This is a genomic window from Acetobacterium sp., from assembly GCF_039830195.1.
GTDB lineage: Bacteria > Bacillota > Clostridia > Eubacteriales > Eubacteriaceae > Acetobacterium.
The window spans coordinates 32544-44349 of record NZ_JBDODG010000025.1 but is presented as its reverse complement, the minus strand read 5'-3'; the positions used below and the strand labels follow the sequence as shown (position 1 = coordinate 44349).

The window sequence follows — 11806 nt, the reverse complement described above, 5'->3', positions numbered from 1 at the left end:
TGTGTCCGCTGCCTCACTTGAGACAACTTCATTAGTATACGCTCTTTCGCCCCTCTTGTCAACGCTTTTTTGAAAGTTTTTTCATTTCTTTTTGATAATAGCCAAAATACTCTGGTATCCGCTTATTATCTGGTTTTAAAAGCTATTAATCAACTATTTTTCCCACAACTTTTACTTATTTACCCTCATAAATATTATTCAAACACATAAAATAATTTTAATTTTATATTTTAGTTTTTTCTTGTAAATTAAAGGAGCTCAAAATCCTTGGATTCTGAGCTCCTTGTTCATTGAGTAATCTAGTCGATGGGTTTCATTGTCGGGAATTTCCTATGGCAAATCTATTGGTTTCTATGCCATCCTATGATGTTCTGCCAACCAGTTAATCCAATAAACCATAATGTAATAATGTTCTACTTAGTTCTATACGACATGTATCAAATGGCGTATGCTTTGGCGTACTTGGCGTAAAGCATGCTAAATAGCCCAGATATCATCATTAACTTCAATCTTACTGAATTCTTTCTTCTTGAGGTCTTTAGTCGCCTCCGCATAAACATTCATCGTTGTTTCAATGTCTTTGTGCCCAAGAGTATCCTGTAATGCTTTAATATTAATGCCACTCTCGCATAATCTTGTAGCAAACGTATGACGTAAACTATGACAAGAGAAAGGTGGTAATAACACAGCATCCTTCTCAGCCTTAAGTAATACCTCATCATTACAATCTCTAATGATTCTTTTAAGAGCCTTATTCAAAGTTCCTTGATGGTGAACATTACCAAATCGATTCACAAAGATGAAATCCTTATAACCATCAACAATAGTTTCACAACGAATCCCGGTCAATAGCTGGTTTTTGCGTTCCTGCAAGAACGCCTCTTTCACAAAACCAAACATAGGAACTTCTCTTCTGCCAGCTTCTGTTTTTGGCGTATTAATAGCAAAATCGCAACCATTTCCAGCATGATTATAATATACTAGCGTGTGTTTTACGCTAACCATGCCTTCTCTTGTATCAATATCCTGCCAGCGAAGACCTGTTACTTCTCCCACTCGTAGCCCAGTTCCAAGCATTACTGCAAAAATGGGATACCAATGACCGTATTTCTTACTATTTCTAACATACTTAACAAACAGTTTCTGTTCTTCGATGGTTAATGCTTTCTTATGGTTCCTATCAAAATTATGGGACTGCTTAAGCTCCTTGAGAATATTATCAGATGGATTAACTCTAATAATCAAATCATCAACACCCATCTGTAATACCTGATGAAGAACGGTGTGTATACCATCTATGGTTGAAATCTGGAGGTTCTGTTCATCAGCTAAATTATTATAAAATCTCTTAACATCAGAACGTTTAACCCTAGACAACTTCATTTTCCCCAGACTCGGAGCAACAAAATGATTATACATATAATTGTAATTCTGCTTGGTGTTATCCTTCAAACCACGCTTAAGGTCGCTCCATATCTGGAACATTGCATTTACAGTAACTCCTGCTTTTTCAATTTTAATACCATCAAAGTTGTCCTTTTGAATCAGAGCCTCTTTATCACGCAATTCTTCTAAAGTATCCGCATACACCGAATGACGTTTGCCATCTCTACTAGTCCAACGATAATCATATTTGCCATTTGCTCGCTGCGACTCACCTTGTTTTAATACTCTTCTATTATTATCGGTCCTTTTCTCCTTTGACATAAATGCAATCTCCTTCCGTAATTGCTTAAAGAAGGGCAGTATGATAGTTAGCATCATACCATCCATACGCCACTTCATCAAGTATTGTTTCTGTTAAATTGAGAACGCTTTATCTAGGTAATCATCTAATTTTTTTCTTCGGATTAATCTTTTTGAGCCTACCCATAATACAAACGAACAGTCATCTTTATCTGTCAGTTCCCTTAATTTATCTCTGCCAACGCCACTATAAACAGCGGCTTGGTCTATTGTCAGGCTACTACGTTCCCAAACCGGAATCTCTGGCCTTCTATTTTTGATTTTCGGTTGTTTACTGATACCAGCTGTATTTGATTTAGTAAATTCACGATAGTACAACACTGAATTACTTAATTTCTTGCGGTCAAATATATAATCCACTTTTGAAAAATCAAGCATTGGTATCTCTATTGGTAATCCCATATCATCCTCCTATTTTGTGTCAATTTTAGTAATAGCGTTATTACTATGAGCTGTACGTTTTAATCTTCCTATTTATATAGAGCTAATTAATAGGCTAATTTTCAAATTATATTCCAAATCAGCTTTATTGTGATTAATCCAGTCTGGAATAATATGAAAATTTACACGATACGATTCACTCATTTTATTTCCTCGATTTTCTTTTCTTCTTCTTGTTATTATTTTTTTTGATTGTTGTTATAAATGAATAACCATTACTGTAATGGGCACATGATTTTTTATTAATATCTGTTATACCCATAACCGTACAATGCAGATTTTGGTCGCCATTTATCCAAATGGAATGATTACATAACTTGCAGTTGGAGGGTCTCGGTTTTCTGTATTTTCTTTTAACATAAATAATTGTGCTTGTGTTTGTTCCTGTTGAACCTTTTGGCATATTAATCTCCTTGTCTAAATCTAAATTCTTCGTCATTTGGTATTATTTCACCATTGAAATTTGTTGTCGGGATATCACGAATACTTCCATTACTCAGCCGAAGGTTAGTCGCAATGCCTTGAAGCATATAGGACAATCCTACAAGTTCCATGAACTGCTCTTTGCTGTCCGTATCTTTTTCTAACACTTTAAACACAGCATTGCCTGCCAATTCTTCTTCAAGATAAGGATAATTATCTTTTCCTCCTAATCTGCCTATTTCAAAATATACTTCGCTTGCTCTGTCTAATAATATTTCCTTTGCTGATTTTGTATCATATCTACAATTTTTACTCATAGTATTACCTCCAATTAAATTCATTTGGCTGTTAAATTTCTTTACAAGTGAATATAAAATCTTGTAAAGAATGCTTACTCGGTACACGCATTGTTAAATATAGCAGTGTAAAATATCTTTACAACTGGTATCATGGTTACATGATTATGGCTGTCAAGATTCTTTACTGATATACTATATATAGCCATGGATAGGGGTTTTAAAGTGTTCTCCAACGGTCAGAGAAAGCGTAGACATTAGCCTGACGCAGGTTCTTATTATTCTGAACAACATCTATAAAACCTTTCCTAACAAGTTCATCCCTAGCATTAAAGAATGTTGGTTTGCTCATATAATCACGATATTTAGCATTCGGAAATTTAAAACTCTTATTCCCTCCGCTTTCAATTCTCATATAACAATAGATTTTAAAAGCACTGGAAGATAATCTTCTCATGAGTTCAGAGGCCATAATAGTTGCCCCCATTCTAAAATAGCGTTTCTCAGTACCGTCATTATTCTTTGTTTCCCATGGCGCAAATGGGTTTTTTTTTATTTCGTGCATTGAATTATTCTCTTTGCAGCAACCGTTCAATAGCTTCTAAGATAGTTCTTTCACGCTCTTTACTATAAATTACCCCTAAGCCACCGTGTCAACGTAAATTCGTTAATATGAAGCTCCTGCGCCACTTCCCATTTGCTATAGTTCTAGTAACACTTTATTTTTTCAATAATTCCAGTGTTTGCCCCTGCTGAATCTTTTGGCATAGTGATTTCCGTCTTAGCTAATTTCATTCATCCAATGTATTATCCCTTTCAAATCTGTGTAGAAGGACACTCAACTCTACACAGGTTTCTTCAAGTGATTTGCCTTGACACTCATCCCAATAGTTAATAATAAACACAATAATTTTATTTTGCTTTTCAATTGACATTGGTTCTGAAAAAATCTTACTCATTATCTCAGTTAACTTCAATATTCTGTCAACAGCATAATTATACAATAGCTCAACATCATCTTTTTCTTTGTAGAATTTGTCAACTTCATCGAAACCTTTTAAATATTCTAATTCTCTCATTTGTTTTTTCTCCTTTAAATTTAAATTTTTAAATAATTCATAGATACTTGGAATTTCATCAATTCCAAAAGTATCGGGTATTACTACTGGTTGCATTCCCAGTTGCTTAAACTTTTTCAGCCACCGCCATTAGACCGGTTTTAGCTGCAATCACTTTTTACAGCTCATACCATTCTTTAAACTTCTTATTTTTGAAAGTTGTTCATTTTATTTTGTTGTAGTTATTCTCCCTTCTCAATTATAAATAGTTCTTCAAACGATTTGTTCAGTGCCTTACTGATTGCCTTAGCAGTCTTAGGGACAATAGATTTTCCTTTTTCCATTCTTGATACAACAGATACCGGAACACTTGCTTTCGCTGCTAACTGATTCATGGACAGCCCTGTTTCCATACGTGTCTTTGTAAAACTTTCCTTTGCTTTAATATTCATGTTTAGCTCACCTCCTTCTTATAATCTAATTTTAACAGCCATTTTGAATTTAATATCATTCTTTTGCATTGCTTTTTGTGCTAATTTATACTAAAATAAATTCATATTGTATTTATAGGAGGCCAGGATATGGGAAGGAAAAAAAAGACCGAGTATAACCAGACCGCTTTTTCTAAGCGCATAACCAAATTGCAAAACGAACATAAATATACCGATACTTATGTCATAATGAATTTAACAGACGAAAATGATATTCCGCTAATTTCAAATGAACAAACACTTAATTCCTACAAGATAGGGAAGCGGATTCCTAGAGATTTAATTCCTATTGTCTGTGCCTTCGCTCGCTTTTACCATGTTTCAACGGATTACCTTCTGGGATATGATGATGTTCCTAACAAAGAAGTTGCAAAAGCAAATGTCATAACAGGATTAAGTCCAGGTGCCATTACGGCACTCATCAAATTTAAAAACTCTACTTCTTATGATAACAATATCCACACTATGATTGATGCCATTATTTCTGGAACAGAACCCGAAGACATGCTGCACTATTTGAATCTTTACCAACAACTATATCGGGATTACAAGGACTTAAAAGAGCAGAACGAGCAATCATCTTACGATATTGATAAATTACAATATCAATTTGTTCTTGCCCATAGCATGTATAATTACTGGAAAGCAAAAGCACTTCCAAAACTCGAACCATTTTTTGAAAAGCAAATGGCAATAGAAGAAGACATTTATATATTTGAACATTCACAGGAAGTCTATAATCAATACGCCCAATATCAGGATGATTTAGAAACGGTTCATTCTTATGTTATAGAAGATGAAAATGGGCATACAATAATTTTAAGTAACGAATAGAATTACTATTCACAAATTATTTCATTGAATCCTACAACAGATACAAAAAAAGCAGTGAATATAATTCAAAGAAAAAATACGGCTACAACCCCATAAAACCCTGTTTATCAGGCTCAAATATTTCTAAGAACCCTGAACGCCAAACGGAGATACCACCACAAAGTATCACCATTAATAAATGCTTCTAGCAACGTAATGCGACATTTTATTCTGGTTTATTTAATTATTGGGCTAGAAAGCAGGTTCTTACTCCGATTTAGCTACCCATCATAATAAGGAGGGAACAGTCACCTGCCCCCTCCAATCAGTTATCTAATGTTTACGATTCAATCGATTTAAATTTTTCAATCAAGGTAGATGCCTGAACACCGGTTATCTTTTTATAATCTTCAACATCCCAATGTTCTTTGACGTACTTATTCATTGCCTCTGACGAAGTATTATGCTGTCTCATCAGTGTTTCCAGATACTGAATTTGTTTCTGAGTGGCAGGTCTGTCAGTTTTTGGGTTCTGATTTAATTCATGAGGATTTCTTCCGACAGGTTGTTCTTGTCCGATGTTCATATCTTCAACATCCTGAGTAAATCTGGCTGATAAATTTCCAACATTTAGGGCTGCATCGACTAATGCTCGTTTCTTAGCCATTTTCAGAACCACATTCTGAACACTGTAGCCGTTGCTCTTGGCATATTTTCCTTCTCGGGTGTTGGTAACACCGATACCTTCGCCTTTGACCACGCCATTGTAATCAATCAGGAACACCTTACACTCATAACAGAAAAAGCCAACATCATAATCTTCAACCCGATTTACAACTTCCGTTCTGGCAATCAACCCCAGATAATTCAATATTTTCTCTGCTCCGGGCTTTAATAATGACGGTTTGCTGCAACGAGGGATGATTCCATAATCGCTCCCAGCCACCAGCACCGCATCAATAAAACGATTCATTTCATCATCAAACGCCTTGGCTTCCTCAACGGTTAAGCCTCTAGCTACTGATGCCGTTACCGGCTTTGTTTCGGGCTTAAATTCGGTACTTTCCGCATCAAACATAAGATTGTGGGGTATCTTCATTTCAGCTCGTTCAATCGCCGATTTCGCGTTTTCTGCTGGTTCAATATTACCGATTTTACTTTCCAGCAACGCTTTCAAATCCAATTTTTTATTCATAATAATCATCCTCCTTAATTTAGTGTAAATCTGCGTGATGTACTGGTTTTCACGTACTTTGAATACAGTTCCGGTTCTGCTGTTTTTAAGGCTTTTGTATCAAGCCTTTCAGACGTGACCGGTTTCCAGCTGATGGTATATTCCTGACACGTTGCTTTATCATGATTGCCCATCAATTCTTTGATATGGTTGGCTGCCTCCTGTTTCTTTGCCTTGGCATTATCTTCCTCGGCGCTGGCTTTTATATACTGATTAACATATTCAACAGCATCCTCCGGCAATATCATTTGTTCCGAAATACCGCCATGATACATCGTATCAATCAGATTTCTAGCAGCATCTGAACCATCAATTTCCGGGCGAATCATATTTTGGACTTTATTCCAGAACGCATTCTCCAGGACAACAAGCATCTGCTGTACCTCGGCATCGGCATCAACTTCATAAACACGAAAAGTATTTCCGCCAATCAGAACCGCCACATAAGCTTTTGCTACACCGGTCACACAAAGATAATGCTGAACCTGAGTCTGGTAATAGACTGGGATGTCATTTTCCCATTCTGAACGCTTATATTCACTGGCAGTCTTAATTTCAAGTATGGCTGGATTTCCAGCATCATCAACGGTCAGTCCATCAACATTGGCAAGCATAAATGGATATTTGGGGTGTTGCAGCATCGCTTTTACTTCTACGACAGTTTTACCAGTTACTTCAGTAAAATGATTACGGATGACTGGCTCCATGATAGTTCCCCACGCCATCGCTTCATTTTCAACTGGCAAATCATTGGTCTGATTGGTTTTATTCAGCCACAACTCAAGCTCTGATTTCCATTTGTTGATTCCCAGAAGGCAGCTCACGTCAGAACCACCAATCCCTAGTTTTCTACAACTAAGCCATTCTTCTTTTGACAATCCCTCTGTTTCGGCCAATATATTAATGTTCATGCTTCTTCCTCCGTTAAAATAGAAAAGGCCGAATCCGAAGACTCAGCCAGTTTATTGATAATTGAATATGATACTTTTTGAACCGTATTTGCTATGATTTTTAATTCGTCTTTATCTTTTAGCCATGAGTTGATATAGCCCATCGAATACGCACTGGTATCTAAGCCTAATCTCATTGAAACAACAAAAGCTACTGATTCAGCAACAAGCTCTCTTTGATTCCGGCCCATATCCGTTTTCGGATGCAGCGTAAAATCAATAGAATGAGCATACTCATGTAAAATGGTTTTAATCTTTTGCAGATACTCCAAATCAGACCGGATACATATGACCCCGGTATCAAGATTATAGGAACCTTTGGAAGCTGTTCCATGGACATCTTCAATATGATGGTCGAGTGAAATAATCGTATGCAATTTTTCATATATCGCTTTTAGTTCCGCATCATTACCTGACAGACCTTTGACCAGCACCGGCAAGTGTTCATCTGAACCATCGGTATCGGCAATATCATAGACATAGGCAATCCGAAACCCTCCGATTTCACGTTTGGTGACCTTTTCACCCTCAGCATCCTGATAGTGTGATTTGTTATCCGGCTCTTTAAACGTTTCTGTTTTTCGAAAACAAGGGGCTAAGATAGCCAGCCCTTTACTTCCTTTTTTCACATATCGACCCAGCTGATTCCAGGCCTTAAAGCCTTTAACATAGGACGCTTCCGGATTTTGCAAATAAATTAACATTGCATTTCCAGCGCTATAGGTGTAAAATAAGCTTTGAAAAGCAAGGTATTTACACCAGTCCTCATCTGTATTGATGGTCGCCAAACCAGTATCAATACGTTCGAGGGCTGCTTTTATTTTTTCCTGATTCTTATTCATTTTTTCCATCCTTTTCGATTTTTAATTTTGGTTTTAGTTGTACCAATAACATAATGATTCTTGTTTCATTTCGCACAGTCTTCATAACATGGACACTCACAACAATGGTCATAATCACACTCAGCACCGACCAGAAAATTTTTGCTGATATACGGCTTACAGGTGCTCAGATACAAACTGCATTCCTGACAGATACCCGGCATGTCTGGTGACACTGGTTTTCCTTGGAGGATACAATCGTTCATGCTTCACCTTTCTCAAAAATACAATCAATGGTAATGCTGCTTTTTCCGATACGGATATTTTTATGAAATGCTCCCTTATCCAAAAGTTTCTTGCGATAGATGGCATAATTTCCACCTTTTAGATTATGGAAAAGCAGCTTCTGCCACTCTGTTTCTATGGTCAATTCCTCTAAGGAACCATCAATCTGAACCATATACACAACAACACCTTCCATCATCAGCTTTTGAGCCTTCTTAAAATTAATCAGTTTCATTTCTTTCTTATCAAACATAACGTTCCTCCTTAGATTTGTTAAAAATGGGCAAAAAAATAAGACCTATATGGATTAGAAAATTTCCACATGGTCTCGTTCACGATTGTAATAATTTACGTTGTTACTGAGCGCTTCTACCGGTGCTACTAGCGTAGCATTGACATCAAACATCACATCCTTTCCTGTTCATGTGCAACTGCTATTTGATTTGCACGATTTCATTTTGACTTTTCATTTGTGACGCATATGATGCATGCACTGCACAAATATGTGCACCTATGCATGCTGTGCATTGGTTTTCAAAAACAGTATTTGAATTCATTGGTCATTTGCTGCTTCTTTGAATGCACATTTTTCATCCATCCCAACTCCTTTCTATTTTGGGCATAAAAATAGAACAGTTTAACGACTTGTTCAGGTCAAAAAAAGACATCAAGATTTCTCCTGATGTCCTAGATATTCATATATAAGCCCCTGGGTTCCAAACCAAGAATCCTTTTAAAAGATTTTAGACATGGATGACTCCTAAAATTTATATAGTTTTTTTGCCTATACTGTCCTAAATACAATAGTTAATTATAATAATTTTTAATCTTCTATTGCCTTAAGCACTGCATAACGAGGATTGTCAAACATTGAATCTCTAAAAACAACGTCAGCTCCCGCTCTATATAATTGTCTTGCAGCATCATCATCCCTCTTTGTGAATACTTGAGCAATTATTTTTCCTCTATAGCCATGTTTTCTTATTGCAACTATTACTGGTAAAACATGTCTACTATTTTTATTAAAATCACCTGCATTGAAATGAATTATATCGGCACGAAAATCCTTAATTTTTTGTAAACTATCATCAGAAGTCAAAAAATCGCAATTATCAAACGCGAATCCAAAAAGCGTAAGACTAGCTTTTGAAGTACTTCTTCTCAATTGAAAACTTTTCTCTGTCTCTAAGAATCCTTTTGTAGGATAACAATTTTTAACACAGAATTTATATAAGCTCTTATCCTCTGGAAATAAGTATTGATATTCCAATGCTTTAACCTCTGATGCCCTCTTATGATTGATTGTTCCATCCCATTCTTGTGGTCTTCTGTCACTAAACTCTGATGAAATTATTTTTGAAGAATATATTCCTATTTCAGAATAATATATTTCCTCTGATATTTTCTCGTATTTTACATTCGTTGTTTGCCAGTTATGTGTTGCCATCTCACTTACCTCTTGTATTCCATTTCTTGCACAATATAATTATTCCTTTTAATCTCATCTAATACTTCCTGCTCAAATTCATAAACTGGAGCTTTCATTTCCACAGTTACTTTATCAACATATTTATCCATTTTATTTTTTCTATAATATATAACAGACCTATTTCTAATTTTATCTGCAACTCTATCAGCTTTACATACCGCTTTTTCTAAAGCTTGCCTCGCATCATATCCTATATGTTCTTGTACAATATCCGCTGCTACATTATTTAACCACTCTTTTATATCATTCCAAAACTGTAATAGTGCAGCTGTCAACAACGCTCCTATTAAAAAAAATCCTGCCGTTAATATCAAACTCATTTTTATTCCACCTTTCCTTGTCTGATTCTTGTCTGCATCCCTCTATCTGATATCGCATACGCTAACAAACTCTGTATTCTGTGCGGTGCATATGGTATTGCTTCATCTGCCTTTGTATAATTGGAAACCATATTATCCTGTCGGTTTATCTCTGATGCCTGCCCGATAAATTCTTTCACATCCACCTGTTCTGCAAGCATAACGCTGTTTAATACCAGTTTTAAAATTGTCTGCACCGAACTTTTCATACTTCCACACATCAAATAACCGAAATTATCCGCACTATAATTCGACAGCCTGTACCAATGATAAAATGACAATCTTGACATCTTTTCTAGTTCATCTGGCGCAACCATGCGAATCATCTTAAACCGTTCATCCATCATCGTTTTCTGTTTCGTTACACCATCAGCTATTTTGTATAGTTCTCTTGCCATCAAAAAACGCAACTCTTCCTTAGAAAAGTCCTGTATCGTTTTCGCTGATAATTCTATCCAATAATAGCTGATTCCATAGCTTTCTGCTCCATAGTAATAATCCTCATATACATATACAGTCGGAGCTGTTATCTGCAAAATCTCCGATAGCTCTTCTACCAGCTCATATAATTCTGGAAACTGTTTCTGTGTCACCTTTACAGTTTTTCCAAGAAAATCAGGCAGTTTTATTTTATAATCTATCTCATCAAATACACTTTCAATATCCTTTTGAAATGCTACTCCATCCTTATACTGACGGTATGCTTCATCCTGTTTCTCATTGATATAACAAAATCGTTCCATCTATTCCAACCTCCTATCATGCAAGTACTGACATAATGTCTTCAATAATCGCTGCACGTCTTTTGTCATTCTTCATAAAGCATTTTTTTAACGTAGTTAATATTTCCGTATCTTCTGGCATAAACTGCTGTGCATAGGTCAAGAACGGAATTGCTTTCTCATATTGTCCCTTATCTGCAAGAAGTGTTCCAAACACTTTATTTGCAAGGAAATGTTCTTCTATGCTTCCATATTTGCGGAAATACTCTTCTAATGAGCAAAACGCCTTATCCTTTTCGCCATTTTTATAGAACAGCAGACCTTTCACACAATCCATAAAACCAATGTTATGTCCTTCTGCCATTTTTACACAGTCCTTCAGATTACTAAAACTATTGGATGCTAAAAACACCATATGTACCAACAGATACTCTCTCTGCGCTATTAACTCCTGCCTTTTCTTTCTTGCATAATCGGAATCTTCTTTTAATTCAATGCTTATTTCCAGCTCCTTTGATACCCTAGCAAATTCCTTTTGGATGCGGCTTATCTGTGACTGCATATATCCAACATCATAAAAGCTGGTTTCATCAAGAACTCCTGCTGTAGCTCCTGACATCTCGCTGATAACTCCCATCTTTGCCTTTCGGTAAAGCGTAACAATTTTATCTATCATCT

15 protein-coding genes are annotated in these 11806 nt (G+C 36.1%); 1 reads left to right on the top strand and 14 read right to left on the bottom strand.

Annotated elements, in window-relative coordinates:
• Window positions 1-477 precede the first annotated feature (477 nt).
• The 6 genes from ABGU93_RS08135 to ABGU93_RS08110 form a co-directional block, all read right to left on the bottom strand.
• Entirely contained in the window at window positions 478-1707 is a 1230-nt protein-coding gene (locus ABGU93_RS08135) for a tyrosine-type recombinase/integrase (RefSeq protein ID WP_347412973.1), read from the bottom strand.
• 93 nt (window positions 1708-1800) lie between these two features.
• Window positions 1801-2148, bottom strand: coding sequence for an excisionase (locus ABGU93_RS08130; protein ID WP_347412972.1), 348 nt, complete (start codon window positions 2146-2148; stop codon window positions 1801-1803).
• A gap of 443 nt (window positions 2149-2591) precedes the next feature.
• Window positions 2592-2927 (bottom strand): hypothetical protein, encoded by a 336-nt coding sequence (locus ABGU93_RS08125; protein WP_347412971.1) that lies wholly within the window; start codon window positions 2925-2927, stop codon window positions 2592-2594.
• A gap of 199 nt (window positions 2928-3126) precedes the next feature.
• A complete protein-coding gene (locus ABGU93_RS08120) occupies window positions 3127-3471 on the bottom strand; it encodes a hypothetical protein (protein ID WP_347412970.1) in 345 nt (114 codons plus the stop codon).
• Between the two features lie 226 nt (window positions 3472-3697).
• The gene (locus ABGU93_RS08115) at window positions 3698-4081 is read right to left on the bottom strand and encodes a hypothetical protein (protein ID WP_347412969.1); all 384 of its coding nucleotides are present in this window, start codon (window positions 4079-4081) and stop codon (window positions 3698-3700) included.
• Window positions 4082-4206: 125 nt separating this feature from the next.
• Window positions 4207-4416, bottom strand: a complete 210-nt coding sequence (locus ABGU93_RS08110) for a helix-turn-helix transcriptional regulator (protein ID WP_347412968.1) — start codon at window positions 4414-4416, stop codon at window positions 4207-4209.
• Window positions 4417-4545: 129 nt separating this feature from the next.
• Here ABGU93_RS08110 and ABGU93_RS08105 point away from each other — a divergent pair, with 129 nt between their 5' ends.
• The gene (locus tag ABGU93_RS08105) at window positions 4546-5289 is read left to right on the top strand and encodes a hypothetical protein (protein WP_347412967.1); all 744 of its coding nucleotides are present in this window, start codon (window positions 4546-4548) and stop codon (window positions 5287-5289) included.
• Window positions 5290-5608: 319 nt separating this feature from the next.
• Here the strand turns inward: ABGU93_RS08105 and ABGU93_RS08100 are convergent, their stop codons facing one another.
• The 8 genes from ABGU93_RS08100 to ABGU93_RS08065 all read right to left on the bottom strand — a co-directional run bounded on the left by ABGU93_RS08100 (window position 5609) and on the right by ABGU93_RS08065 (window position 11804).
• Window positions 5609-6463, bottom strand: a complete 855-nt coding sequence (locus ABGU93_RS08100) for a hypothetical protein (protein WP_347412966.1) — start codon at window positions 6461-6463, stop codon at window positions 5609-5611.
• A 14-nt stretch (window positions 6464-6477) separates the two neighbouring features.
• Window positions 6478-7413, bottom strand: coding sequence for a lambda-exonuclease family protein (locus ABGU93_RS08095; protein ID WP_347412965.1), 936 nt, complete (start codon window positions 7411-7413; stop codon window positions 6478-6480).
• Window positions 7410-8303 (bottom strand): ArdC family protein, encoded by an 894-nt coding sequence (locus ABGU93_RS08090; protein ID WP_347412964.1) that lies wholly within the window; start codon window positions 8301-8303, stop codon window positions 7410-7412. The genes ABGU93_RS08095 and ABGU93_RS08090 overlap by 4 nt, the downstream gene beginning before the upstream one ends.
• A 232-nt stretch (window positions 8304-8535) precedes the next feature.
• Entirely contained in the window at window positions 8536-8811 is a 276-nt protein-coding gene (locus ABGU93_RS08085) for a hypothetical protein (RefSeq protein ID WP_347412963.1), read from the bottom strand.
• Window positions 8812-9381: 570 nt separating this feature from the next.
• Window positions 9382-10005, bottom strand: coding sequence for a hypothetical protein (locus tag ABGU93_RS08080; RefSeq protein ID WP_347412962.1), 624 nt, complete (start codon window positions 10003-10005; stop codon window positions 9382-9384).
• 5 nt (window positions 10006-10010) lie between these two features.
• Window positions 10011-10367, bottom strand: coding sequence for a hypothetical protein (locus ABGU93_RS08075; RefSeq protein ID WP_347412961.1), 357 nt, complete (start codon window positions 10365-10367; stop codon window positions 10011-10013).
• A 2-nt stretch (window positions 10368-10369) separates the two neighbouring features.
• Entirely contained in the window at window positions 10370-11149 is a 780-nt protein-coding gene (locus ABGU93_RS08070; RefSeq protein WP_347412960.1) for a M48 family metallopeptidase, read from the bottom strand.
• Window positions 11150-11165: 16 nt separating this feature from the next.
• On the bottom strand, window positions 11166-11804 hold the full coding sequence (locus ABGU93_RS08065; RefSeq protein ID WP_347412959.1) for a hypothetical protein: 639 nt from the start codon (window positions 11802-11804) through the stop codon (window positions 11166-11168).
• Window positions 11805-11806: the final 2 nt, after the last annotated feature.

Coding starts and splice junctions, on each gene's coding strand:
- ABGU93_RS08065 (WP_347412959.1), bottom strand. CDS start 11,804: ATGATAGATAAAATTGTTACGCTTTACCGAAAGGCAAAGATGGGAGTT.
- ABGU93_RS08075 (WP_347412961.1), bottom strand. CDS start 10,367: ATGAGTTTGATATTAACGGCAGGATTTTTTTTAATAGGAGCGTTGTTG.
- ABGU93_RS08090 (WP_347412964.1), bottom strand. CDS start 8,303: ATGGAAAAAATGAATAAGAATCAGGAAAAAATAAAAGCAGCCCTCGAA.
- ABGU93_RS08085 (WP_347412963.1), bottom strand. CDS start 8,811: ATGTTTGATAAGAAAGAAATGAAACTGATTAATTTTAAGAAGGCTCAA.
- ABGU93_RS08095 (WP_347412965.1), bottom strand. CDS start 7,413: ATGAACATTAATATATTGGCCGAAACAGAGGGATTGTCAAAAGAAGAA.
- ABGU93_RS08110 (WP_347412968.1), bottom strand. CDS start 4,416: ATGAATATTAAAGCAAAGGAAAGTTTTACAAAGACACGTATGGAAACA.
- ABGU93_RS08120 (WP_347412970.1), bottom strand. CDS start 3,471: ATGCACGAAATAAAAAAAAACCCATTTGCGCCATGGGAAACAAAGAAT.
- ABGU93_RS08080 (WP_347412962.1), bottom strand. CDS start 10,005: ATGGCAACACATAACTGGCAAACAACGAATGTAAAATACGAGAAAATA.
- ABGU93_RS08100 (WP_347412966.1), bottom strand. CDS start 6,463: ATGAATAAAAAATTGGATTTGAAAGCGTTGCTGGAAAGTAAAATCGGT.
- ABGU93_RS08115 (WP_347412969.1), bottom strand. CDS start 4,081: ATGCAACCAGTAGTAATACCCGATACTTTTGGAATTGATGAAATTCCA.
- ABGU93_RS08070 (WP_347412960.1), bottom strand. CDS start 11,149: ATGGAACGATTTTGTTATATCAATGAGAAACAGGATGAAGCATACCGT.
- ABGU93_RS08125 (WP_347412971.1), bottom strand. CDS start 2,927: ATGAGTAAAAATTGTAGATATGATACAAAATCAGCAAAGGAAATATTA.
- ABGU93_RS08130 (WP_347412972.1), bottom strand. CDS start 2,148: ATGGGATTACCAATAGAGATACCAATGCTTGATTTTTCAAAAGTGGAT.
- ABGU93_RS08135 (WP_347412973.1), bottom strand. CDS start 1,707: ATGTCAAAGGAGAAAAGGACCGATAATAATAGAAGAGTATTAAAACAA.
- ABGU93_RS08105 (WP_347412967.1), top strand. CDS start 4,546: ATGGGAAGGAAAAAAAAGACCGAGTATAACCAGACCGCTTTTTCTAAG.